The sequence below is a fragment of the Priestia sp. BR_2 genome, assembly GCF_041954005.1.
Taxonomy (GTDB): Bacteria; Bacillota; Bacilli; order Paenibacillales; family Paenibacillaceae; genus Paenibacillus_AQ; species Paenibacillus_AQ lautus_A.
On the sequence record NZ_JAVFHM010000188.1, the window covers coordinates 151,422 to 174,773 of the forward strand.

Here is a 23,352-nt window from a genome sequence, read left to right on the forward strand (position 1 = left end):
AAAAAGAGGAAGTGTTTTTGTACGATCAGGACATCGGCGGGCCTTGGGCGCTAAACCTCGGAGTCGTAGCGTCCTTCCGAAAACTGCGAGCGCCGGAAGCGGGCCGGGGTTACGCCAAGTTTGGACGTAAATACCCTGGTGAAGTAATGCACGGACTCGAATCCGCAGCTGACGGCAATCTCCTTGATCTGGCGATCCGTATGGAGGAGCATATGCTTTGCCTGCTGCACGCGCTGCTCCTGTACATAATGGACAAAGGATTGATGGCCGTATTTGCGAAACAGCCGGGTTAAATGACGGGTCGTGATGTGGAGATGGCCCGCCACGCGCTCCAGCGAGAGCGGTTCGTTGAGGTTGTCCTTGATAAACAGTTCGGCCTGATGAAACATGGAGGTTCCTTCATCGTTTGCTTCGGCGCCGGAAGGCTCATGATGGAAGCCCGGGCCATGGACGGTCAGAAAGGATACTATCAGTGATGCGGCCAAACTGTTCAGCATTTGCGGCGGGTGCTGTTTGCCGGAACCCGTATGAAACAGCGATAACAGCGAAAGCCACAATAATCCGGACGCCTGCCGGGCACCTTCTGCAACCACCGGATTGCCTTGTTTGGCCAGCAACCGGAACGCGGCCGCATAAAACTCGCCGGTTGCCCTTTCTTCCGGTTCAAAGGCGACATAGCATAAGGCCAAGCCGTCCTTGCTTCTTATTTGATGCTGGACGCCCGGCCGTGAGAGAAACAGCGTGCCCGAATGGAGATGAAACTCTCTCTCGCCTTCGATATAGGTTCCGTTGCCTGTTAACACGTAACAAGCTTCAAAAAAAGAATGCTTGTGCTCTGTATTGTCGTAGTGGCGAGGCATGAACCCCCAGTAATGGATCCGGATGCTCAGCTCCTGTTGTTCAATACGGCTCAAGGTACGATTTAATATGGAATTGGCCCGCTTGAATAACGGGATGAAAGCATCGTCATCGATTTGCATGGGAGATGGTTCTCCTTCGTTCATAAGGCAATGTCATCTGCCTTTAATATAGGTTGGATGTATCTTGGGTTGTCTCTCTATTATATATCACAAGATAAGATATAAAGAAAAAATGGGTATAGTGATGTAATGCATAGACAGCTACATAAGTTCTTCACAAGTCGCTGTTATGCTATGAATATTCACTATAAGAGAGGAGTTCGTCATATGTCAGCAAAAAAACGATTAAAGCCGCTTATTCTGGTTGCCTTCGCATCCCTCATCCTCGTGCTGGGCGCCTGCGGAAATACGGAAGGCGCGAATCCGGATCAAGCGGAGAGCGTGGATACTACCGGCGGCATGGAAGGCATGGATCACGGCAGCATGAACCATTCCGGATCGAGCGAGGTTCCGGAAGGGTTGAAGACGGCGGACAATCCTGCCTATGCGGCCGGGACCCAAGCGATCATCGAATCCGACCACATGCCCGGGATGAAGGGGGCCCAAGCAACGATAGTCGGAGCTTACGATACGACGGTGTACACGATATCGTATACGCCGACGAACGGCGGGCCCGAAGTGAAGGATCATAAATGGGTCATTCATGAAGAGCTCAAGGATGCGGGTAAGGAGCCCCTGGAGCCGGGAGCGAAAGCCGTCGTGAATGCGGATCATATAGAGGGGATGAACGGTGCGACGGCCGTTATCGATTCCGCCGAGCGTACGACGGTCTATATGGTGGACTTCACGTCAACATCCGGAGAGGAAGTCAAGAACCACAAATGGGTCACGGAGAGTGAGTTATCTCCGGTCCAATAACGTTCATCGAATAAAACAATCGCTCTCTTGAGATCAAGAGAGCGATTGTTTTTAATGCTCAAGGAGGGTGATTCAGCTTCCTTTGATCTGCTGCAAGGCGGCCGTCAATTCCGGATATTGGAACTTGAAGCCGTGGCGCTGGGCTTTGGCCGGAAGGATTCGCTGGCCCTTTAACAGAATAAGCGACATTTCGCCCAGGATGCCTTGGAGCATGAATGCAGGCAGGGGCAGCCAATGCGGACGGCGATAGACCTTGGAGACGCTACGGCCAAATTCCTCGTTCGTGACCGCATGCGGGGAAGCGGCGTTCACGGCTCCGGAAATGCCTTCGTGCCGGATGCAATAATCGATTAATTCCACGATGTCGTCGATATGGATCCAGGAGAGCCATTGCTTGCCGCTGCCGATGTTGCCGCCGACCCCCAATTTATACGGCAGCAGCATTTTGGGGAGGGCACCGCCTTGATCGCCCAGCACGACGCTGATGCGCAGCTTGATTAACCGGTCGACCGGAATGCAATCGGCTGCCTGCTCCCATTGCTGCACAACCTCGGACGGGAAATCCATGATCGTGGCCGGACTGTCCTCATCAAAAGCTTCAAACTCGGATGTGCCGTATATGGCCATTGCCGATGCTTGAAGAATGACCGGAGGTTTGTGCTCCAGGCGCTGCATCAGGTCCGCTACGGCAGATACGGTTCGTTGCCGGGACTGAAGAATTCTCTTCTTGCCTGCTTGCGTCCAGCGCTGGCTCAGGGAGGAGCCGGCAAGGTTAACGAGTGCGTCCAAGCGCTCGAACCGCTCCGGATGGGATTTCATCTCATCCCAGGTTAAGTAGGAGAATGACCCGTTCTGCTGCACAGCGGGGAGCTCCGGCTTCGACCTGGTGACGATGATCATGTCATGTCCGTCGCGCAGCCAGCGCTTGCACAATGCTTGGCCAATGAAGCCGGTGCCCCCGCAGATGGCTATTCTCATGAGTGAGCCTCCTTGTTAAGTTATCATCAACCCCGATAAAGCATGGCTGGGAATCATTACCCGTCAAACGCTGAAATGAGCCGAGAAGGGAATAACGATACGTTTCTTGTCAGAATCGCAAATCCAATATTATACAACCCATTATACAGGAAATGCGGCATGGCACCGTATATGATATTTCAGTCAACGCTTCAGCTTTTGCCTGATTAGGAGCGGAAAGAAACCGAAAAAAACAGTTTGCCGCACCCCATGCCTTGGAGCCAGGGGGTGAACAAACTGTTTTTTGCGCAAGTGCAAGCCGGTATCGATTTATCACGCAAACGCCTGCCTTACGATCGCCGCCGCCTGATCCAGTTCCGCTTTGGTGATGATGAGCGGAGGGGCGAAGCGGATAATGGCTTCATGGGTTTCTTTGCAGAGCAGGCCGAGATCTTTCAGTTTCTCGCAATAGGGTCTGGCCGGGACCTTGAGCTCCATGCCGATGAATAGACCTCTGCCGCGCACCTCCAGGATATCGGGATGCGGGATGGATCGAAGCAGCCGGAAAAAATATTCGCCGAGCTCCAGGGAGCGAACCTCCAGCCCTTCCTCAATGAACACGTCCATGGAGGCGATGGCCACCGCGCAGCCGAGCGGATTTCCGCCGAAGGTGGAGCCGTGGGAACCCGGCTCGAATACATCCAGAATATCCGCGTCCGCCGCCACGGCGGAGACGGGAAAGACGCCGCCGCCCAGCGCTTTTCCAAGAATGTACATGTCCGGCTCGACCTCCTCCCAGTCGCAGGCAAAGCGTTTGCCCGTCCTGCCGAAGCCGGTCTGGATTTCGTCCGCTAGCATGAGGATGTCGTGCTTCCTGCACAGCTCCAGTGCCCCGCTAAGGTATCCGTCAGGAGGAATGACGATGCCGGATTCGCCTTGGATCGGCTCCACGAGAAAAGCGGCCGTATTCGGCGAAATCGCCTGCTCCAGCGCCTCAAGGTCGCCATAGGGAATGACTTTGAATCCCGGCGTAAACGGACCGAAGTCCTCGCGGTATTCGCGAGATGAGGAGAAGGAGGTTACCGTGATCGTACGGCCGTGGAAATTGCCCTCGCAGACGATGATTTCAGCCTGATCTGCCGGAATACCTTTCTTCCGGTAAGCATAGCGACGCGCTGCCTTAAGCGCGGTCTCAACCGCCTCGGCTCCCGTATTCATGGGAAGAATCATCCCTTTGCCGGTTATAGCGGACAGCTTCTCGTAAAAATCGCCTAGTTGATCATGATGAAATGCGCGCGAGGTCAGGGTCACCCGATCCGCCTGTTCCTTTAAGGCCCGGATGATGCGGGGATGACAATGACCTGCGTTAAGTGCCGAGTAGGCGCTTAACATATCGATATACCGTTTGCCGTCCGAATCCGTCACATGAATGCCTTCAGCTGAAGCGATGACGATGGGAAGAGGGTGGTAGTTTCTCGCGCCGTACCTTTCGGCTTTCTCGATATAAGGGTCGGGAGCGTCCATGGCGTAACCTCCTTGGGAGTCTAAAGAAACCGCAACGCGGAAAATAGAGCATGCCCGCGGAAGAGGCCTCTCATAATCAAGCGTGATGCCATGTCATGAAAATGTCATAAGATGCTTTCGCCCAGCATGGAGGCGATTAAACCGACAAGCAGCCGGGACGTCTTCTGCCCGCGGTCCAGCAGCGGGTTGTTCTCCACGAATTCGGCTGACGTCAGAATACCGGATTCCGACAGCATCTCCATGGCCAGGTGCGCTTCCCGGTAGCTGAGCCCGCCTTGAACCGGCGTTCCTGTTCCCGGTGCGATCTTCGGATCGACACTGTCAATATCAAAGGAAAGATGAACGCCATCCGTTCCAGTTGACGATATGCGGATGGCTTCCTCCATGACCCGGAACATGCCCATGCGGTCGATATCCTGCATCGTGAAGCAGGCGATGCCTTCCCGGCGGATGAAGTCCCGCTCGCCCTGATCAAGTGAGCGCGCGCCGATGAGCACGACATGCTCCGGCTTAATGGTTGATTTAACGCCGCCGATCGAGGTTAGCCGCCGATCGCCTTTTCCCAAGCTGACAGCCAGGGACATGCCATGGATATTGCCGGTCGGGGTAGTATCCGGCGTATTGAGATCGGAATGGGCATCGATCCAGATGACGCCCAAGTTGCGGTAATGCCGGGTAAGTCCGGCGAGCGTGCCGATGGCTATGCTATGGTCGCCGCCGAGCACAAGTGGGAAGGTGCCCGCTACTGCCAGGGCGGATACGCGTGCTGCCAGCTGCTCGTTCATCGTCACGACTTCTGTCAAATGTTTTAATCGGGGATGATGCGCTTCATCCTTGCGCTCGGGGAGCGCAGCAGGGTCATCGACCTGGTAAGTTACACCGAGCGCGTTAAGCTTGCGTTTCAGACCGGCTTCGAATATGGCGTCCGGTCCCTGTCCGGCGCCGCGGCGGGTAGCTCCCCGGTCGAAGGGCACCGGGATGATCGATACGGTGGACGGAAGATTGTTCATCACTTTGCTCACCTCCACTTTGTAACAGTGTATTCCGGAGCCGGGCTGAGTGACTTGGGCAAAGTCCTATACAAGCTGATCAAATATGGAAAGTTTTGGATCGAACAAAAAAATCCCCTTTATGCATGATTCACGAGGTGACCGCAGAGGGCCCCATGAGGCAGCATAAAGGGTGTTAATGAAATGACTGCAATTCGAATTAGGTTTTATCGCATGCTTACGCCGCATGCCCGACGTTTATTTTACCGTTTTATTATAGGTCTCGATCTTGGAGCTGATCTCCTGGGCAGCTTTATCCAATGCTTCCTGCGGTGTTTTCTGACCGTTCAGCACTTCCTCGATGGCCGTTTCCGTCAGCTGGCGGGCCTCAGGGAACACGCCCATGACAGCGCCCTGCGTTGCCAGGTTGGCGGTCGTTTGATGCAGTTGATCCACCGCCGTCTGGAATTGAGGATATTTCTCCAGGTTTTCTTTTACCAGGGATTCTTCGTAAGCTTTGGTCGTGACCGGGAAGTAACCCGTGTTGACATGCCAGTAGGCTTGGGTTTGCGGCTCGGCCAAATACTTCATGAATTCCCAGGCGGCCTGCTGCTCTTCTTCCGATTTGTTGTTCATCAGCCACAGGCTTGCACCGCCGATGATAACGCCGCCTTCGCCGCCGTCAGCCGGTTTGGGCAGGAAAGCCGTGCCGACTTCGAATTTGCCTTCCGTTGCGCTGACGATTCCCCGGAGCGAAGCCGTGGAGTCCAGCGTCATGGCGACTTGGCCGGCTGCAAAGGCTTTTTTGGTGTCATCCGTTTTACGTCCCAGGTTCAGCAGGACTTTATCGTCCAGCATTTGCTTCCACCATTCCAGCGTTTTCACGGCAGCGGCGTTGTTGACTTGCGAAGCGGTTGCCGGAGAAGTGCGGCCGTTGCCGTTGTTCAGCAGCTCAACGCCTTGGTTCGCAAGGAATTGCTCCATGAACCAGCCGTATATTGCGAAGGATGCGCCGGTTTGGCCGCCTTTCGTTAGCGCTTTAGCCGCTTTCGCTACCTCTTCGTAGGTTTTTGGAGGATTTTCCGGATCCAGACCTGCCGCTTTAAAGGCATCTTTGTTGTAGTAAAGGATCGGGTTGGAGGAGTTGAACGGCATCGAATACAATTTGTCGTCGAATGTATAATAATTTTTGATATTCGGTTCCAAGGAGGAAATGTCGTATGCTTCAGCATCCATGAAGTCTTGAACCGGACGGATCGCCTTGGTGTCCATCATGAAACGGCTGCCGATTTCGTACACCTGAATCATGGTCGGTCCGCTGTTCGATCCCAACGAAGCCTTCAGCTTGTTCAAGCTTTCATCGTACGTGCCTTGAAACACGCCCTCTACCTGAATATCCTGGTGGGCTGCGTTAAAATCGGAAATCAGCTTGTCCGCAACGGTTCCGAGCTCGCCGCTCATGGAATGCCACCAAACGACCTTAACAGGTTCCTTGGCAGGTTCGCTGCCGGCGGCAACGGTCGTTTCTCCGGTGGCTGGCGTATTGCTGCAAGCGGCGCTGATCAGCATGAAGCAGGAAAGCAGAAGCAGCGCGAAGGACCTTTTACCATAACGTTTCATGATCGGTTAATCTCTCCCTTTTTGAAAATAAAGTATGGTTTGATCTATCAGAAATTGCGTGAGCCCGTTTGATATCGATAACCGGCACGCAAGGCTGATCCAATATGGTCTACTGGGTCGGCATCGTGGCCATTAGCCCTTCAAAGCACCTGCGGTGATGCCGCGCACAAGGGGTTTCAGCCCGAGCGCAAGCAGCAGCAGGGAAGGCAGCAGCAGCAGGAGCACGCCGGAGAGTATCAGATTCCATGAGTTCATCTCTTCGAACTGCAGCATGCCGATCCCGATTTGGACGGTTCGCATCTCGACCCGGTTGGTTGTCAGAAGCGGCCACAGGTACATGTTCCAATTATTCAGGAACGAGTAGACCCCCAGCGTGGCGATTCCGGGGATGGATAACGGCAACACCATGCTCAGGAAAACGCGGACATGTCCGCAGCCGTCCACGCGGGCTGCTTCAAACAGCTCCTTCGGCAGCTGCAGGAAGGTCTGCCTGAGCAGGAAGGTTCCGAAGGCCGTGGCCAGAAATGGAATGATGAGCCCTTGATAGGTGTCCAGCCAGTTCAGGCTTTTGACCGTCAAGTAATTCGGAATCATGATCACCTCCCACGGGATCATCATCGTGGCGAGAAAGAGGCTGAACAGCAGCGTTTTTCCCGGAAATCGCAGGAAGGCGAAAGCGTATGCCGCCAGACTTGCGGTCACGATCTGTCCGAGCATGATGGCAATGGAGACAACCAGGCTGTTTCCGATAAAGGTAAGGACAGGAATCGTATCGATCACCTTGGCGAAGTTGGACAGATTGACGGCTTCGGGAAGCAGAGGCGGCGGATAGACGGCCGATTCGGCCTCGCTCATCAGCGATGTCGACAAGGTATATAGGAGCGGGAAAAGAACGGCCAACGAACCGAGAAGCAGCGCGATGTAGATGAAGCTTTTGGGCATGAGACGCATGTTCATTGGTAGTGCACCTTCTTCTCGACGAATTTAAATTGAAAGACGGTCAGCAGCAGAATGATGGCAAACAGGATGAGGGCCTGCGCGCTGCCGATGCCGAAGCGAAAATTGACGAAGGCATCCTGGTAGATGTTGAATACCATGAAGTTGGTGCTGTTCATCGGACCGCCTTTGGTGAGGATGTTGATTTGCCCGAATGCTTGGAAGGCACCGATAACCGATACGACGGACGTGAAGAATAACGTAGGGGAGATTAGCGGCATCGTAATCCGGAAGAACGTTCTCAGCGGACCGGAGCCGTCAATCTTGGTGCTGTCATAGATATCCTCGGACACGCCCTGCATGCCGCTCAGCATCAGGATATAGTTGAATCCAAGATTCATCCAGACGGTCATAAGCGCGACGGAGATCATGGCCCATTTCGGATCGGTCAGCCATTGGACGGGCTGCGTGCCGAGCAGCGTCAGAAAATAATTCAGTATGCCTAAGGTCGGATGGTATAGAATCATCCAGATCATCGAGCCGGTACCGACGGACACGGCCATCGGAAGCGAGAAGATAAAGCGGAATATTTTCATGCCCTTGAGTTTGTTGTGCGTCAGGGCAGCCAGCAGAATCGCAGCCGCCATGCCGGTCGGAACCGTCAGCACGATGAACAGCAGGGTATTGCCAAAGCTTGTATAGAACATGTCGGAGGCCAGTATTTCCCTGAAGTTGTCGAATCCTACGAATTCCGCTACCCGGCCTTGCGGATCGGTCAGGAACAGGCTAAGATAAACCGACTTGAGCAGCGGGTAGAATAAGAACAGGCCGAATATGAGCAGCGAAGGCGCTAAACATGCATAAGCGAGCAGAATTTCTCTGCGCCTTGTTCTCTTGATCGAGACGGGTTTCGCCGCGGTTGATACCTCCGGCTCATTGACGTTCGGCGATAGAGAGTGCCCCGGAGAAGGAAGCGTGAATTCTTTTTCCATCATCATGTTTTACCTCACTTTCCAGCTTGGCCTTACAGCCTTGAGTATAGGAGCCGGATGTAAAATCCAGTAAGGGGTTTTGTAAGAATACCGTAATTTATTGCAGGACATGGCAGTTGCTGAAGGCCAGCTTGCCAGTGCCGGTACAAGAATATTCCATTCCCTAAAAGCTTGCACGTTGAAAAGAGATGTGATATCTTATACCTGTAACCGGTTACACATGAATGAGGTGATGACGGTATGGCAACGATCAAGGATGTGGCGAATCAGGCGGGCGTATCCGTAGCCACGGTTTCGCGGGTTTTAAATGGAAACGGTTACGTGCATGAGGACACCAGGTCCAAGGTGGAACAGAGCATTCGAGAGCTGAATTACACGCCGAATGAAGTGGCGCGTTCTTTATACAAGAGGAAATCCAAATTGATAGGACTTTTGCTTCCCGACATCATGAACCCTTATTTCCCGCAGCTTGCCCGCGGGGTAGAGGACGAGATGCAGGAGAATGATTACCGATTGATCTTCGGAAACAGCGACGAGAGCAAGAAGAAGGAAATGGAGTACATTCAGACGTTTGTCCAGAATAATGTGGTTGGCGTCATATCATCGACCAACGATCCGGATGCCGACATGTATACGGGACTGAACATTCCCGTCGTGTTTCTCGACCGCACCTCGTCGGACCGCCCTTCCGTGTACGCGGATGGCCGTCAGGGAGGAAGAATAGCGGCTGAGGAAATCGTACGGCGAGGGAGTAAAGCCATAACGGTAATTCAAGGTCCGGCGGATGTGCGGCCTGCACAGGAACGTTTTGAAGGAGCTGTCGAGGTTCTGGAGCAACAGGCGGCTGCGTACCAAGTGCTGAAGACGACATCGTTTTCTTTAACCGATGCCGAAGAATTCGCCCAGAAAGTGTTCAGCGAATATCCGGACACGGATGGCATAATCGCGAGTAACGATATTATGGCATCCGCCGTGGTGAAGGAAGCGTTTCGGCTGGGGAAAAGGGTGCCGGAAGACGTACAAATTATCGGATTTGACGATATTCTGCTCAGCAGGCTGCTGGCCCCGCCGCTGTCAACGATTCATCAGCCGGCGTACGAAATGGGCCGGGAAGCGGCCAGATTGCTTATCGGACTTATCGAAGGGCAGCGCATAGAGAAAAGCAATATCGAATTCTCGGTAGAATTCATAGAGCGGCAGACAACGAGAAAGGTGGAATCGTGATGGCAAAAATCGTGGTAATCGGAAGCGCGTCGATGGACTTGGTGGTGACCTCCGCCAAGCGCCCCGGCGCGGGAGAGACGGTGCTGGGCGACAGCTTTAAGACGGTGCCCGGAGGGAAGGGAGCCAACCAGGCCGTCGCGGCGGCAAGGCTGGGTGCAGAGGTGACGATGGTTGGCTGCGTCGGTGACGATTCCTTCGGCGAAACGATTTTGAGCAATTTGCAGTCGAATGGTGTTCTTACGGATTATGTGGAACCGGTTACAGGTATGGAAAGCGGCACGGCGCACATCATTTTGGCAGAGGGAGACAACAGCATCGTGGTGGTGAAGGCTGCCAATGATCGGATCACTCCGGAATACGTAGATCAGGCGGAAAAGGCAATCCAGGCGGCGGATATCGTGTTGATTCAGCAGGAGATTCCGGAAGAAACGGTGGTGCACGTGAGTGCGATATGCGCCAAGTATCAGGTGCCATTGATGCTGAACCCCGCTCCTGCCCGTCCGGTGCCGAGCGTCGTTATAGAACGGGCGGCATACATTACGCCAAACGAACATGAAGCCGCTATCCTGTTTCATGACGAGCCGCTCGGCGACGTGCTGCGCCGGTATCCGAATAAACTCATCGTAACGGAAGGGAAAAAGGGCGTTCGTTATTTTGACGGTATGCAAGAGGTCGTGGTTCCGGGCTACAAGGTTGAAGCCGTAGATACGACGGGTGCCGGCGATACATTCAACGGCGCATTCGCCGTGGCGCTGGCCGAGGGCATGAGCCTGACCGACAGCCTCAGATTCGCGAACCGCGCCGCTTCCTTGTCGGTCATGAAGTTCGGAGCGCAGGGCGGAATGCCGTCGCGCCTCGAAGTGGAAGGGAGCCTTTGACCATGAAGAAGAACGGCATGCTGAACAGCCACATCGCGAAAGTGCTGGCGGATCTGGGGCACACCGATACCATCGTGGTCGGGGACGTTGGCCTTCCGGTTCCTCCAGGCGTTCCGAAGATCGACCTGGCGCTAACGCTGGGGACGCCGAGCTTTATGGAGGTGGTGGAGGCGATCGCCGACGATATGGTCGTTGAAAAAATCGTCATTGCTGAAGAAATGAAGCGGGAGAATAAGGAAACACTGCATGATATAGAGGAACAATTTCAGGATTGCGAGATCGAGGCTTGCACGCACGAGCAGTTCAAGGAACGGACTCGAAACGCCAAGGCGGTTATCCGTACAGGCGAAGCCAAGCCCTATGCGAACTGCATTTTGCAGGCCGGCGTTCATTTCGGTTAAAGAGGAGGAAGCATCATGAACATTCAGATGACGAATATCCATAAATCCTTTGGCACGAACCGGGTGCTGGCGGGCGTGGACTTTGATCTCCGGGAAGGAGAGGTTCATGCCCTGATGGGAGAGAACGGCGCGGGCAAATCGACGCTGATGAATATTTTAACCGGGCTTCACAGCCGGGATGAGGGCAAGATCTTGATCGACGGTCAGGAAACCTATTTTGCGAACCCGAAGGAAGCCGAAGAGAGAGGCGTCGCCTTCATCCACCAGGAGCTCAACATCTGGCCGGAGATGACGGTTCTGGATAACTTGTTTATCGGCAAGGAGATGACATCCGGCCTGGGATTCCTCAACATGAAACAAATGAAGGCGCTTGCGAAGGAACAGTTCGGCAAATTGGCGGTGACGATACCGTTGACGCAGGAGGCAGGGGAATGCTCCGTCGGCCAGCAGCAGATGATTGAGATCGCCAAAGCGCTCATGACCAAAGCGAAAGTCATCATTATGGACGAGCCCACGGCGGCACTGACCGAAAGGGAAATCGAGAAGCTGTTCGGCGTCATCCGCTCGTTGAAAAAGCAGGGCGTATCCATCGTTTACATTTCCCACCGCATGGAGGAGATCTTCACGATCTGCGACCGGATCACGGTTATGAGGGATGGCAAATCCGTGGACACCAAGCCGATTCCCGAAACCAACTTTGACGAAGTCGTCAAAAAGATGGTCGGCCGGGAGCTGACCGAGCGATATCCCGCACGGCATCCGTCTCCGGGCGAACCGGTGCTGGAAGTGAAGAATATTACCGGCAAGGGCCGGTTCGAGAATGTGAGCTTCTCGGTCCGAGCCGGCGAGATCGTAGGCGTATCCGGTTTGATGGGCGCGGGGCGCACCGAGATGATGCGAGCGATCTTCGGGCTGGACCCGCTGGACAGCGGGGAAATCTGGGTGCGCGGCAAAAAGGTTCATATCAAGAAGCCGGATGATGCCGTGAAACACGGCATTGGATTCATAACGGAGGACCGCAAGGATGAAGGACTGGTGCTGGATTTCTCAGTCCGTGAAAATATGGCGCTGCCCAACCTGTTCAGCTTCTCTTCCAGAGGATTCATCTCCGGGAAGAAGGAGCAGGATTTCGTGGATACCTTGACGAAGCGGCTGCAGATCAAGACCCATTCATCCGAAACGCACGCCCGCAATCTGTCGGGGGGTAACCAGCAGAAGGTGGTTATCGCCAAATGGATCGGCATTGGGCCGAGCGTGCTCATCCTGGACGAGCCGACCCGGGGCGTGGACGTAGGAGCGAAGCGCGAAATTTACCAGCTGATGAATGAGCTGACCGAACGCGGCGTGGCGATTCTGATGGTTTCGTCGGAGCTGCCGGAGGTGCTCGGGATGAGCGACCGGATTCTCGTCGTTCACGAGGGTAAGATATCCGGTGAACTGGACCGCGAACAAGCCACGCAGGAACACATCATGACTCTAGCTACAGGGGGACAGTAATATGACAACTATTAACGATGCCAAGGCGGGAAAAGGGTTCAAGGTCTCAGGTTTGACGCAAAAGCTCGGTCCGCTGCTCGGACTGATCATTCTGATCGTCATCGTTTCCGTCCTGAATCCAAGCTTCTTGGAACCGCTTAACATTCTGAACCTGCTGCGTCAGGTATCGATTAACGCATTGATTGCTTTCGGTATGACGTTTGTTATCTTGACGGGCGGCATTGACCTGTCGGTCGGTTCGATTCTCGCGCTCTCCAGCGCATTTGTCGCCAATATGATGGTGGCCGGGTTTGACCCGATTCTCTCGATCATCATCGGCGTTGCGCTTGGCGGCGTGATGGGCATGATCAACGGTCTCATGATCACCAAGGGGAAAATGGCGCCGTTTATCGCCACCTTGGCTACCATGACGATATTCCGGGGACTTACGCTGGTTTATACGAACGGTAATCCGATTACCGGGCTTGGCGACAGCCTTGTATTCCAATTGTTCGGCCGCGGATACCTGCTGGGCATTCCCGTGCCGGCCATTACGATGATCATCACGTTTGCCGTGCTGTGGGTCATCCTGCATAAAACGTCGTTTGGCCGCAAAACGTATGCCATCGGCGGTAACGAAAAGGCATCGCTTGTATCCGGCATTAAGGTACCGCGCGTAAAGATTATGATTTATTCCCTGGCAGGGATGCTGTCCGCGCTGGCGGGCGCGATTCTGACCTCCCGTTTGAATTCCGCGCAGCCGACTGCGGGTACATCCTATGAATTGGATGCCATCGCAGCCGTTGTGCTGGGCGGTACAAGCCTGACCGGCGGACGCGGCCGAATTGTCGGCACGCTGATCGGGGTGCTGATCATCGGAATTCTGAACAACGGGCTCAACCTGCTCGGCGTGAACTCATTCTATCAAATGGTTGTCAAAGGTGTCGTGATTGCGATTGCCGTACTGCTCGACCGCAAGAAATCGGCTTAAGGGGGAGAATGAACGATGAAAAAAACAACTTTGCTGCTCGTATCACTCATGCTGATCTTCATCACGGGCTGTTCCCTGGAGCCGCCGGAATGGGCGAAGCCCAAAGCCGGCGGGGACGTCAAAGACATCAAGATCGGTCTTTCCATCTCCACCTTGAATAACCCGTTCTTCGTCTCCTTGAAGGATGGCGTCGTCGCCGAAGCGGCGAAGCAGGGAATGGAGGTCGTTGTCGTTGACGCGCAGAACGACTCAGCCAAGCAGAGCAATGACGTCGACGACCTGATTCAGCAGGGCGTCAATGCACTGCTGATTAACCCGACGGATTCGTCCGCGATCTCGACCGTGGTCCAAACGGCGAACAGCCTGGGCATTCCGGTCATCACGCTGGACCGTTCGGCGGATCAAGGCGAGGTCGCTGCGCTGGTCGCCTCGGATAACGTGAAGGGTGGCCAAATGGCAGCCGAATATATCGTGGAGCAGTTGGGCAAAGATACGAAGGTCATTGAACTCGAAGGCGTTCCGGGCGCTTCCGCGACCCGCGAACGGGGCAAGGGCTTCCATGATATCGCGGATGAGCAGCTGAACGTGGTAGCGAAGCAAGCGGCGGATTTTGACCGGACCAAAGGTCTTACCGTGACCGAAAATCTCCTGCAGGGCAATCCGGACGCCAAAGCGATATTTGCCCACAATGACGAAATGGCCCTGGGCGCAATCGAAGCGATCCAAAGCTCGGGCAAAGACATCATGGTCATCGGCTTTGACGGCAACGACGATGCGCTGAAGTCCATCGAAGCCGGCAATCTGACGGCAACGGTAGCCCAGCAGCCCGAACTGATCGGTCAGCTCGCCGTCGGCGCAGCCAAGGACGTGCTGCAGGGCAAAGAGGTGGAAGCGAATATCGCGGCACCACTGAAGCTGGTCGTGAAGGAATAACTCGCGAAAATCAAGAAGCGTTGCCCTGCGATAGAAGCAGGGTAACGCTTTTTTTTGCCATCCTGCTCATTCCATTCCGGACTGCGATGTAACTCACAGCCTTGCGATGGCAGCAGGAATACAATATCGTAAAAGAGAACAGTTATTTCGCATATGATATTATAATGGTTGTGTATGCGTTTACTGCTTAGATGTAAAAAAGGAGCTATGTATCTATGACGACGGAAAAAAGAAAACAAGCGATCGTGATCGTGGGCTACGGCGGAATGGGCAGCTACCATGCCAAGCTGATTAAGGACAACGCGTTTCTTGAGGTGACCGGAACCTACGATATTCTGGAAGAGCGCAGGAAGGCGTCCCGGGAGGACGGGTATGCTGCCTACGAGAGTTATGAGCAGGTGTTGAACGATGCCGCGGTTGACGTGGTGCTCATTGCAACGCCGAACGACGTGCATAAGGAGCTGGCCCTTCAGGCGTTTGCGGCCGGCAAGCACGTCATCTGCGAGAAGCCGGTAACATTGTCCGTAAGCGACTTTAAGGACATGGTCTCCGCTGCCGATGCGGCCGGACGGGTGCTGATGGTCCACCAGAACCGCCGCTGGGACGAGGACTTCCTGACGATTAAGCAAATGTACAACGAAAAGACGATTGGCGATTTGTTCCGTATCGAATCCAGGGTGCACGGGGCGAACGGCATTCCGGGCGACTGGCGCCATCTGGAAGCCCACGGCGGCGGCATGCTGCTGGACTGGGGCGTGCATTTGCTGGACCAGATCCTGTTCATGGTGGACAGCCGGATGACCAGCCTGAGCAGCCGCTTGAGCTTTATTCTCGGCGATGAGGTGGATGACGGCTTTGAATCGGTCATCGAATTCGAGAACGGCGTATCGGTTCTGATCGAAGTGGGAACGACGAATTTCATTACGCTTCCACGCTGGTATGTCAAAGGAACCGAGGGAACCGGCATTATTGAGGACTGGTCGTTAAACGGAAGAGTCGTTACCCGGAATCAGGATGCCGCGAAAGTGGAGCCGAAGCCGATTCAAGCCGGGGTAGGCTTGACCAAAACGATGGCCCCTCCTTCCGAAGAAGCTACCATTACGGGTGCCCTGCCGGAGCCGTACCGTCAATCCAGCAGCTTCTTCGATAACTTTGCGGCCGTGACCCGGGGCGAGGCAGAACCGATCGTGAAGAACGAGGAAGTGCTGCGCGTCCTGAACCTGATCGAAGCGGTGTTTGAATCCGCCAGAACGGGCGAAACGCTGAAGGATTTCGACATTTACCCTGCGTAACCTGACGAAGGACAGCACTTATTGAAAGAATATCTTAAAAAAAAGTACCGCGGCCGCTAAGCGATTGTGCTTGAGGCTGCGGTACTTTTTATGTTGACTTCGTCTACCTGCCAATTCTTCATGGATTGCCAGTGCATGCTGCGGTTATTTTGCGTGATCCACCTTCCCGCTGCCTCCGCCTTGCAGCACCCGCCTGTAGTCGCTGGGCGCCCAGCCCGTATCCTGCTTGAACAGCTTCGAGAAGTAGGAATAGTTGGCGTATCCGACCTTCGCCGCAATCTGATACACGGACAACGGAGTCGATTCCAACAGATGTTTGGCCGCCCGGATGCGGGCCTGAATGATATAAGTGCCTAAAGATACGCCCGTTTCTTTCTTAAAGACGCGGGCCAAATAATCCGGGTTCAGAAAGACGATTTCCGCCAGGGTCGTTCGCGTCAGCTCCTCTCCGTAATGGCACCCGATATAATGCTTGATTTCCTCCACCACGGTATGGGAATGGCCGGCGTAGGCTTGATATTCGGCTGCCGTGCGGACGAGATACGCCATGTATTTTTCCATGTCTTCAATCGAGTTTAACGACTGCAGAAATAACTGATCATTGGTTTTGCCGGTATACAGCTTGTGAGCCTGGATCTCTTTGCCCTTCAGGTAGGAGTACACGAGCTGCACCATATCCAAGCGGAATAAACGCAGCACCGAAGCGCTGTGGACGCCGCTCTTGGCCAAATTCTGCAGGTACCGGCGAGTTTCTTCGAGAAAGGCGGCCGGGTTGTTTTCGGCAAGCAGCGCCTCCCAGTCTTGAAGCGGGGGAGGGTTATACGCGGCTTCTTGCAGCGAATGCCGTTCCAGAAACATGATCTGGTTGCGCTTCTTGATCATGTCCTCGTTCATTTGCAGCAGGTCCCGTATGGATTTGTTGATCCCCTCCAAAGCCGCCGAGACCGAGACGTTGCAGCACGCATCGCTCCGAAGGAACCGGTTGGCTTTCTCAATGAAGGACGTGCAGATGGATTCAATGACCGCGGTATCCGGAGGATGATTCCATTTCAGCATGACCATCCATTCGTAATCCCTATACTCCATGACGGTCTCGACCGTAAAGAGCGGATCCTGGAACAATTCCGACAGCACGTTGAGAAACGCGTAATCAAACAGGTCCTTGTCTTCTTTGCCCAAGCTTTGATCATACGGAAAAATCGTGATCAGCAGGGGGAGAAACAAATCCGACATCGCATAGGACAGATTCTGCTCCGCGATATACCCGGCGATGGCCGCCCGGTCCGACGAAGCTTTTTTTTCCTTGATCAGCTTGCTCCAGAAGTGCTCTTGCAGCTTTCTTTGGTTTTTCTTCCACAGCTGCCCGTCCTGTATCGCTTCCTGATCGCTTTGCTGTTCCTTAGCTTTGTACACGGCCTTGGAGATGATGAGGCTGAGCTTATCGAATTCAATCGGCTTCAGGAAATAGTCGAAGCTTTGCAGCTCAATCGCTTTCTGCGCATAGTTGAAATCGGCGTAATTGGTCAGGAAAATCGTCTGTATGCCGTATTGTTCCTCGCGTATCCAGGCGAGAAGCTCCAGTCCGCTGCCCTGCGGCATTTCGATGTCGCAAATGAGGATCTGAACGGAATGACTCTGCAGAATCTCCCTTGCCTGCGCCACGCTGTATGCGGTATGGACTTGTTCGATCGAGAGTGCCTTCCAATCAATCTTCTTCTCCAGCGCGGCCACGACAAAATAATCGTCATCAACCAGCAATACATTCATCGAATGTCTCCTCTCCTTTCCTGCAATGGCTGGGGCAGCGTTAGTGCGACGTTGGCACCGCCGCCTTCCGGGTTCGAAAATTCCACCTGCGCCCGATGATGGTAGAGCAGCTCCAGCCGCTGAAGGGTGTTCATGATCCCGATGTGTTTCCCTTCGCTTTGATCCAGCGGCTTGCCGTTTGCCAGCTTATCCAATACGTCTTCCGGAAAGCCGGGACCGGTATCGGAGATCCGGATGACCGCATAAGTCTTATCGTCCTCCACCCGCAAACTGACGGTCAGGCGAATTTGGAGCACCTGATCTCTGGATACGGCGTATTTCACCGCGTTTTCAATAAAGGTCTGGAGCACCAGGGGGGGAATCGTGAGGCCGGCAAGCTCTTGTTCATGCCCGATATGATAAGAAAAGGCATCGCGGTAGCGGTGCTTCTGAATCTCCAGATAAATCCGGACGTGCTCGATTTCGTCCTCAAGCCGCACGAGGTTATCGCCGCTCTGAAAGATGTAACGAAAATATTTGGACGTGGACAGCGACATATATTCGATTTCCTTAAACATTTGCATTTGCGCCATGCTGTAGATGTTCGTCAGGCAGTTCAGGAAAAAATGGGGGTTGATCTGCAGCTTCATATAATCGAGCTGGATTCTTTGCTTCTCGAGCTCCTGCTCGTAAATATCGATTTTAAACTTCTTGATCTGTTCGATCAGGTGTTTGAATTGGGAGTTCACCTGCTCGAGCTCGATGATCTCGCTGCTCATGAAATCCAGATTTTCGCTATCCTCGTGGATGCGCCTTACGTTTTCCGAGAAATTCTGGATCGGCTTCAACACCTTCTTCTTGAAATACAGCATGACCACGCTGAGCGTGCAAGTGAGCAGCACGAACAGCAGCATAATAAGCAGCTGGGCGATCATGATGGTCTCGAACACGCCGAACTGGATGACCAGCTGCACGTTGAAGGAGGCATTCGAGAATCCCTCAGTGACCGTAGTCCGCGGCTGTGACAGGCTGAACAAGGAAGCCTTGGCTCCTTCAAGCGGCTTGGCCCCCGCCTCGCCGGCACCTGGGCTCGTAAGGGCGGCTCCTTGGGCATCCACCAGAGAGACGAACCCGTCCTCGCCCAAATCCAGTTCCTGGAGCGGCCGGACCAGATCGTCTGCGGAGATGAGGCAGATCAAGTAACGGTTGTGATAGGGCACGATGTTGATGACGTAGTGCGTGTCCTGCACAAGGATCGGGTTCCAGTTCGAGTAGAACGTTTCGTATACGTTTTTGGAATCCGTGAGGGAGACAATCTGTTCCTTCAGTTCCTGGAACTCCGTATACGACAGGGACATGGGGGCATAGTTCTGGAAGAAATCCTGATCTTTTAAATAGAAGAAGAAGTTGTATTCCTGGCCATAGTTTTTTTGAAGCTCATTAAACCGTTTATGCACTCTTTCGCTCGACTTAATGTAATCCACGTAATCGGTGCCGGGGGTATCCATGATCTTGACGCTTTCGTCGTTCGCGAGCGTCCAGCCCATATAATGGTTGATATACGAGAAGTCATGATTGATCTGCCGGATGTACAGATTCGCCGTATCCTGCAAATAGCGGGTGGATTGCTGCTTCACGATGAAGATGGAAGCGAAGCTGATCACCAGATCCACCACCAGGGCAAAGATCGAGATGAAGAGCATGATTTTCACATAGTGACGGATGGGATAAGGCTTGTTATTCAGTGCTTTAACCATAGGGATGCCGTGATTCCTTTCAGTTCGCCTATATTATGAAAGCGTTTTTATATCGGTAAGGATATTATAAATGGAAACGTCGAAAAAAACAGGAGCGAACGCTCGGGCATTATCCATAAAGTCCGGATAACACATCGTAAAGTCCGAATACCGGCATGTTTGAGCGGAGGACGCGGGGACGGCGGTGAAATGGACAAGGCAAAGGTCCGGATAGCGCATCATGAGGTCCAAATCATGCCGCCGGATCGCAGTATACTGAAATTGCTTACGTGACATACCGGATTCACGACGACGCGAACAGAAAGGGGAATCGATTTGAAAGCAGGCCAACTGAATAGAACCACACACCCAACCCTCGGGCGGATCGGAAAGAATTGGGGCCTGTATTTGCTGCTGCTGCCTGCGGTAGTGCTGGTTTTGTTGTTTTCTTACGTGCCGATGTACGGCATTTTGATCGCATTCAAGGACTACAGTCCCGCTCTCGGGATTATGGACAGCCCCTGGGCCGGCCTGAAGTATTTCGAGAAGTTTTTTAACTCCTATCAATTCTCGACCACCATAACGAATACGCTGGTCATCAGCTTATACAGCGTTGCGACGTTCCCGATTCCGATCATGCTGGCCTTGATGGTCAATCAAATGCGCCAGAATGGGTTCAAGCGCTTCTTCCAGACCGTAACCTACATGCCGCATTTTATATCGACGGTCGTAATGGTGGGACTCATGCTGATTCTGTTCTCGCCGGGCTCGGGATTGATCGGGAATATCTTCCGGCTCTTCGGTGCGGAAGCGCCGAATCTGATGGGATCGGCCGGCCTGTTCAGCAGCGTGTACGTATGGTCGGACGTGTGGCAGCATACGGGCTGGGACAGCATTATCTATATCGCGGCGTTGTCTGCGGTGAGCCCCAGCTTGTACGAGGCGGCCACCATGGACGGGGCAAGCAGATGGCAAAAAATCCGGTTCATCGACATCCCGATGCTGATGCCAACGGTCGTAACGCTGCTCATTTTGCGGATCGGGAGCTTGCTTGGCGTCGGCTTCGAGAAGGTTTATCTCATGCAAAACAGTCTCAATATTACCTCCAGCGAGGTCATCTCCACGTATGTGTACAAAATCGGGATGCTGAGCAGCCAATACAGCTTCTCGTCGGCCATCAATTTGTTTAATACGGTCATCAATTTTGTTCTGCTGATTCTGGTCAACCAGATTTCGAAAAAATACAGCGAAAACAGTTTGTGGTAACGCAAGAGAGGAAGGGTTCTATGGGCGTAGTGGAAGTAAGAGAGAAGACGGGGCCGCGGCAGAGGCATACCCGATCTTCCGACAGGGTGCTGGAAATCGGCCTGTATGTATTCGCCGTCTTGATGCTGATCGTGCTGATTTATCCGCTGTACTTCATCGTCATCGCTTCGTTCAGCGAGCCGGCGGCGGTCGCGAATGGACAGGTATGGCTGTGGCCTAAGGATTTTACGCTGGCAGGCTATCAAGAATTGCTGAAGCACTCTAATATATGGATTGGGTACCGAAATACGATTGTGTATACGATCGTGGGCACAGCCATCGGCCTGGTGGTTAACATATCCGCAGCTTACGCGCTGTCCCGCAAAGACCTCGTGGGCCGCAAGTATATATCGCTGCTCTTTATTTTTACGATGTTCTTTAACGGCGGCTTGATTCCGACCTTCATGACGATCCGCGATTTCCAGCTGTACGATACGTTTCTTGTCATGGTGCTGCCGTTCTCGGTTGCCGCCTTCAACATCATCGTGGCGCGGACCTTTTTCCAGAGCAGCATCCCGGAGGATTTATGGGAGGCGGCACAGCTGGATGGCTGCGGAAATCTCAGGTATTTCATGACCATCGTGATTCCGCTTTCGAAAGCGGTCATCTCGGTCATCGCCTTATGGACGGCCGTGGGTCATTGGAATTCTTATTTCAACGCCCTGATCTATTTAAAAGATTCGAATCTGTACCCGCTGCAGCTCATACTGCGCAATATTCTGGTCACCAACCAGATGCAGTCCGCCATGGGTACCGGGGAAGCCGCGGCCATTGCGCTGCGTCTGGCCAATATTATGCGTTATGCGGTCATTATCGTCGCCACGGTGCCGATCATGTGCATCTACCCGTTTGTGCAAAAGTATTTCAATCAGGGGGTGATGATCGGAGCCGTCAAGTCGTAACACCGCGATGGATTGATGAAAAATAAGTATTGGGGGAATGGTGGAATGGGAACAAACAATGCAAAGAGGAGACATCGCCTCAAGCTGGCTGCCGTCATCATATTGACCGCAATCCTGCTGTTGAACCTGGCGGGCTGCAGCGGCGGTAAGAAGGAGGACGCCAAGCCGGATGCCGAAGCCGCTTTTAACAAAGAAGGCCTGCCGATCGTGAATGAACCGATTACGCTGGACGTGCTGACCGTTCGCTGGGGCAACATGGGGGATACGTTCCTCCAGAACCAGTGGCTCAAGGATTTGGAGAAGGAAACCAACGTCAAAATCAATTGGCAGATCATGTCCTCCAATGATTGGGGCGAGCAAAAATCGATCATGCTGGCGAGCGGTACGCTGCCGGATATCATTTTCGGGGATATCGTATTCAGCGATTCCGATATCGTCAACAACCTGTCGTATTTCCGTCCGCTCGACGACTACATCGATCAATACATGCCGAACCTGAAGGCGGCGCTGGAAGAAACGCCCGAGATGAAAAAGATGAGCACCTTCCCGGACGGGAAAATCTATTCCTTGCCGGCGCGGCTGCCGTCAAGGCCGAAAGCATCGATCCAGCCGATCATCAACAAAGCCTGGCTGGATCAGCTCGGACTGGACGTTCCGGACAACACGGACGAATTGTATAACGTATTCAAAGCGTTCAAAGAAGGGGATCCGAACGGCAACGGCAAGGCCGACGAAATTCCGGTCAGCGGATCGGGGAACATCAGCATCGATTTGCTGAATCCGTTCGGCATCACCGACATCAACGGAAACAGCATGATGGTCATCGATAACGAGCCCGTGTTCTATCCGGTGACGGAGAACTACAAAGAAGCGATCAAGTGGGCCCATAAGCTGTACGCCGAAGGCCTCATAGACCAAGAAATCTTCACGCAGGACAGCACCATGTCCACGGCAAAACATCAGAACCCGGATGCGGCGCTGATCGGTTTCTCCAACCAATGGGTGCCGGACGCGGTATTCGGAAAATGGAAGGATCAATACATCGCGATTCCATCCATTGCCGGTCCTGATGGAAAACGGTACCAGGGCGGCGAGCCTGAGGGCATGAGCCTGCGCAGAAACGAGTTTCTCATCACCACGTCGAACAAGCATCCGGAAATTTCGGCCCGCTGGGCGGATCAGTTCTACACCAATGAAGCAAGCATCCAGAATTTCTGGGGAGCCATCGGCACGGTGATTCAGAAGAACGACGACGGAACGTTTACGCTCATGAGTCCGCCGGAGGGAACGAGTGCGGATGCCTGGTACTGGGAGCAATCCGTAAGGGATTTCGGTCCCAAGTACGTAAGCCCGAGCTTCGAGAAAAACATCATACTGGATGAGACCACGGGCGACGGGTTGAAGCTGGTCATCGACAAGCTGGGCAGCGATTACGTGACGACGCCGTTCCCGAACGTCATGTACAGCGCCGAAGAATTCCAGGAGCTGCCTACGTTGACTACGGATATCGATGGCTTTGTCGGCACGACCCGCGCAAAATGGATATCCGAAGGCAACATCGATGCGGAATGGGACGCGTACGTCAAGAAGCTGAACGATATGGGACTGGAGCGGCTGGTACAGATCCGCAAGGAAGCTTATCAGCGGTATATCAGCGTCAAATAAGGATTGA

The 23,352-nt window shown here is 53.7% G+C and carries 20 protein-coding genes; 11 read left to right on the top strand and 9 right to left on the bottom strand.

What is annotated here, in order from left to right; genetic code table 11:
• Positions 1-50: 50 nt before the first annotated feature.
• Positions 51-980 carry a helix-turn-helix domain-containing protein gene (locus RB298_RS11015; RefSeq protein WP_486047061.1) on the bottom strand — a complete coding sequence of 310 codons (930 nt, stop codon included), beginning with the start codon at positions 978-980 and terminating at the stop codon, positions 51-53.
• A gap of 207 nt (positions 981-1,187) precedes the next feature.
• On the opposite strand from RB298_RS11015, the gene RB298_RS11020 reads away from it, so the two are divergent.
• Positions 1,188-1,778 (top strand): YdhK family protein, encoded by a 591-nt coding sequence (locus RB298_RS11020; RefSeq protein WP_486047062.1) that lies wholly within the window; start codon positions 1,188-1,190, stop codon positions 1,776-1,778.
• A 72-nt stretch (positions 1,779-1,850) separates the two neighbouring features.
• On the opposite strand, the gene RB298_RS11025 is transcribed toward RB298_RS11020, so the two are convergent.
• From RB298_RS11025 to RB298_RS11050, 6 genes are all read right to left on the bottom strand, one after another.
• The gene (locus tag RB298_RS11025) at positions 1,851-2,756 is read right to left on the bottom strand and encodes a TIGR01777 family oxidoreductase (RefSeq protein ID WP_486047063.1); all 906 of its coding nucleotides are present in this window, start codon (positions 2,754-2,756) and stop codon (positions 1,851-1,853) included.
• Positions 2,757-3,068: 312 nt separating this feature from the next.
• Positions 3,069-4,259, bottom strand: coding sequence for an ornithine--oxo-acid transaminase (locus tag RB298_RS11030; RefSeq protein WP_486047064.1), 1,191 nt, complete (start codon positions 4,257-4,259; stop codon positions 3,069-3,071).
• A 104-nt stretch (positions 4,260-4,363) separates the two neighbouring features.
• On the bottom strand, positions 4,364-5,269 hold the full coding sequence (gene rocF, locus RB298_RS11035; RefSeq protein ID WP_096773171.1) for an arginase: 906 nt from the start codon (positions 5,267-5,269) through the stop codon (positions 4,364-4,366).
• A gap of 237 nt (positions 5,270-5,506) precedes the next feature.
• Entirely contained in the window at positions 5,507-6,868 is a 1,362-nt protein-coding gene (locus tag RB298_RS11040) for an ABC transporter substrate-binding protein (RefSeq protein WP_486047065.1), read from the bottom strand.
• Between the two features lie 132 nt (positions 6,869-7,000).
• Positions 7,001-7,825, bottom strand: coding sequence for a carbohydrate ABC transporter permease (locus tag RB298_RS11045; RefSeq protein WP_009592559.1), 825 nt, complete (start codon positions 7,823-7,825; stop codon positions 7,001-7,003).
• A complete protein-coding gene (locus RB298_RS11050; RefSeq protein WP_486047066.1) occupies positions 7,822-8,802 on the bottom strand; it encodes a carbohydrate ABC transporter permease in 981 nt (326 codons plus the stop codon). Before RB298_RS11050 ends, RB298_RS11045 begins: the two co-directional genes overlap by 4 nt.
• Before the next feature lie 234 nt (positions 8,803-9,036).
• Here RB298_RS11050 and RB298_RS11055 point away from each other — a divergent pair, with 234 nt between their 5' ends.
• The 7 genes from RB298_RS11055 (at position 9,037) to RB298_RS11085 (ending at position 15,991) form a co-directional block, all read left to right on the top strand.
• Positions 9,037-10,020, top strand: a complete 984-nt coding sequence (locus tag RB298_RS11055) for a LacI family DNA-binding transcriptional regulator (RefSeq protein WP_192572536.1) — start codon at positions 9,037-9,039, stop codon at positions 10,018-10,020.
• A complete protein-coding gene (gene rbsK / locus RB298_RS11060) occupies positions 10,020-10,898 on the top strand; it encodes a ribokinase (protein WP_090912864.1) in 879 nt (292 codons plus the stop codon). The genes RB298_RS11055 and rbsK overlap by 1 nt, the downstream gene beginning before the upstream one ends.
• Before the next feature lie 2 nt (positions 10,899-10,900).
• Positions 10,901-11,299: a D-ribose pyranase gene (gene rbsD / locus RB298_RS11065; RefSeq protein WP_096773175.1), complete on the top strand. Its 399-nt coding sequence runs from the start codon at positions 10,901-10,903 to the stop codon at positions 11,297-11,299.
• Between the two features lie 15 nt (positions 11,300-11,314).
• Entirely contained in the window at positions 11,315-12,796 is a 1,482-nt protein-coding gene (locus tag RB298_RS11070) for a sugar ABC transporter ATP-binding protein (protein WP_192572534.1), read from the top strand.
• Position 12,797: 1 nt separating this feature from the next.
• Positions 12,798-13,766 carry a ribose ABC transporter permease RbsC gene (rbsC, locus tag RB298_RS11075; protein ID WP_090912858.1) on the top strand — a complete coding sequence of 323 codons (969 nt, stop codon included), beginning with the start codon at positions 12,798-12,800 and terminating at the stop codon, positions 13,764-13,766.
• Between the two features lie 15 nt (positions 13,767-13,781).
• Complete coding sequence (gene rbsB / locus RB298_RS11080) at positions 13,782-14,699, top strand: ribose ABC transporter substrate-binding protein RbsB (RefSeq protein ID WP_096773177.1); 918 nt, start codon at positions 13,782-13,784, stop codon at positions 14,697-14,699.
• Positions 14,700-14,914: 215 nt separating this feature from the next.
• Entirely contained in the window at positions 14,915-15,991 is a 1,077-nt protein-coding gene (locus RB298_RS11085) for a Gfo/Idh/MocA family protein (RefSeq protein WP_096773178.1), read from the top strand.
• 144 nt (positions 15,992-16,135) lie between these two features.
• Here the strand turns inward: RB298_RS11085 and RB298_RS11090 are convergent, their stop codons facing one another.
• Together RB298_RS11090 and RB298_RS11095 are read right to left on the bottom strand one after the other, a co-directional pair.
• On the bottom strand, positions 16,136-17,758 hold the full coding sequence (locus RB298_RS11090) for a response regulator (protein ID WP_486047067.1): 1,623 nt from the start codon (positions 17,756-17,758) through the stop codon (positions 16,136-16,138).
• Positions 17,755-19,494 carry a sensor histidine kinase gene (locus RB298_RS11095; protein WP_486047068.1) on the bottom strand — a complete coding sequence of 580 codons (1,740 nt, stop codon included), beginning with the start codon at positions 19,492-19,494 and terminating at the stop codon, positions 17,755-17,757. Before RB298_RS11095 ends, RB298_RS11090 begins: the two co-directional genes overlap by 4 nt.
• Before the next feature lie 315 nt (positions 19,495-19,809).
• Here RB298_RS11095 and RB298_RS11100 point away from each other — a divergent pair, with 315 nt between their 5' ends.
• Genes RB298_RS11100 through RB298_RS11110 form a run of 3 tightly spaced genes read left to right on the top strand, consistent with a single transcriptional unit; the run spans position 19,810 to position 23,345 of the window.
• A complete protein-coding gene (locus tag RB298_RS11100; RefSeq protein ID WP_486047069.1) occupies positions 19,810-20,739 on the top strand; it encodes an ABC transporter permease in 930 nt (309 codons plus the stop codon).
• A 20-nt stretch (positions 20,740-20,759) separates the two neighbouring features.
• On the top strand, positions 20,760-21,680 hold the full coding sequence (locus RB298_RS11105) for a carbohydrate ABC transporter permease (protein WP_486047070.1): 921 nt from the start codon (positions 20,760-20,762) through the stop codon (positions 21,678-21,680).
• A gap of 45 nt (positions 21,681-21,725) precedes the next feature.
• Positions 21,726-23,345 (top strand): extracellular solute-binding protein, encoded by a 1,620-nt coding sequence (locus RB298_RS11110; RefSeq protein ID WP_375120969.1) that lies wholly within the window; start codon positions 21,726-21,728, stop codon positions 23,343-23,345.
• Positions 23,346-23,352: the final 7 nt, after the last annotated feature.

What these genes read in the sequence shown, in the direction of transcription:
- RB298_RS11015 (WP_486047061.1), bottom strand. Translation starts at nt 980, where the DNA reads ATGCAAATCGATGACGATGCTTTCATCCCGTTATTCAAGCGGGCCAAT.
- RB298_RS11020 (WP_486047062.1), top strand. Translation starts at nt 1,188, where the DNA reads ATGTCAGCAAAAAAACGATTAAAGCCGCTTATTCTGGTTGCCTTCGCA.
- RB298_RS11025 (WP_486047063.1), bottom strand. Translation starts at nt 2,756, where the DNA reads ATGAGAATAGCCATCTGCGGGGGCACCGGCTTCATTGGCCAAGCATTG.
- RB298_RS11030 (WP_486047064.1), bottom strand. Translation starts at nt 4,259, where the DNA reads ATGGACGCTCCCGACCCTTATATCGAGAAAGCCGAAAGGTACGGCGCG.
- rocF (WP_096773171.1), bottom strand. Translation starts at nt 5,269, where the DNA reads ATGAACAATCTTCCGTCCACCGTATCGATCATCCCGGTGCCCTTCGAC.
- RB298_RS11040 (WP_486047065.1), bottom strand. Translation starts at nt 6,868, where the DNA reads ATGAAACGTTATGGTAAAAGGTCCTTCGCGCTGCTTCTGCTTTCCTGC.
- RB298_RS11045 (WP_009592559.1), bottom strand. Translation starts at nt 7,825, where the DNA reads ATGAACATGCGTCTCATGCCCAAAAGCTTCATCTACATCGCGCTGCTT.
- RB298_RS11050 (WP_486047066.1), bottom strand. Translation starts at nt 8,802, where the DNA reads ATGATGATGGAAAAAGAATTCACGCTTCCTTCTCCGGGGCACTCTCTA.
- RB298_RS11055 (WP_192572536.1), top strand. Translation starts at nt 9,037, where the DNA reads ATGGCAACGATCAAGGATGTGGCGAATCAGGCGGGCGTATCCGTAGCC.
- rbsK (WP_090912864.1), top strand. Translation starts at nt 10,020, where the DNA reads ATGGCAAAAATCGTGGTAATCGGAAGCGCGTCGATGGACTTGGTGGTG.
- rbsD (WP_096773175.1), top strand. Translation starts at nt 10,901, where the DNA reads ATGAAGAAGAACGGCATGCTGAACAGCCACATCGCGAAAGTGCTGGCG.
- RB298_RS11070 (WP_192572534.1), top strand. Translation starts at nt 11,315, where the DNA reads ATGAACATTCAGATGACGAATATCCATAAATCCTTTGGCACGAACCGG.
- rbsC (WP_090912858.1), top strand. Translation starts at nt 12,798, where the DNA reads ATGACAACTATTAACGATGCCAAGGCGGGAAAAGGGTTCAAGGTCTCA.
- rbsB (WP_096773177.1), top strand. Translation starts at nt 13,782, where the DNA reads ATGAAAAAAACAACTTTGCTGCTCGTATCACTCATGCTGATCTTCATC.
- RB298_RS11085 (WP_096773178.1), top strand. Translation starts at nt 14,915, where the DNA reads ATGACGACGGAAAAAAGAAAACAAGCGATCGTGATCGTGGGCTACGGC.
- RB298_RS11090 (WP_486047067.1), bottom strand. Translation starts at nt 17,758, where the DNA reads ATGAATGTATTGCTGGTTGATGACGATTATTTTGTCGTGGCCGCGCTG.
- RB298_RS11095 (WP_486047068.1), bottom strand. Translation starts at nt 19,494, where the DNA reads ATGGTTAAAGCACTGAATAACAAGCCTTATCCCATCCGTCACTATGTG.
- RB298_RS11105 (WP_486047070.1), top strand. Translation starts at nt 20,760, where the DNA reads ATGGGCGTAGTGGAAGTAAGAGAGAAGACGGGGCCGCGGCAGAGGCAT.
- RB298_RS11110 (WP_375120969.1), top strand. Translation starts at nt 21,726, where the DNA reads ATGGGAACAAACAATGCAAAGAGGAGACATCGCCTCAAGCTGGCTGCC.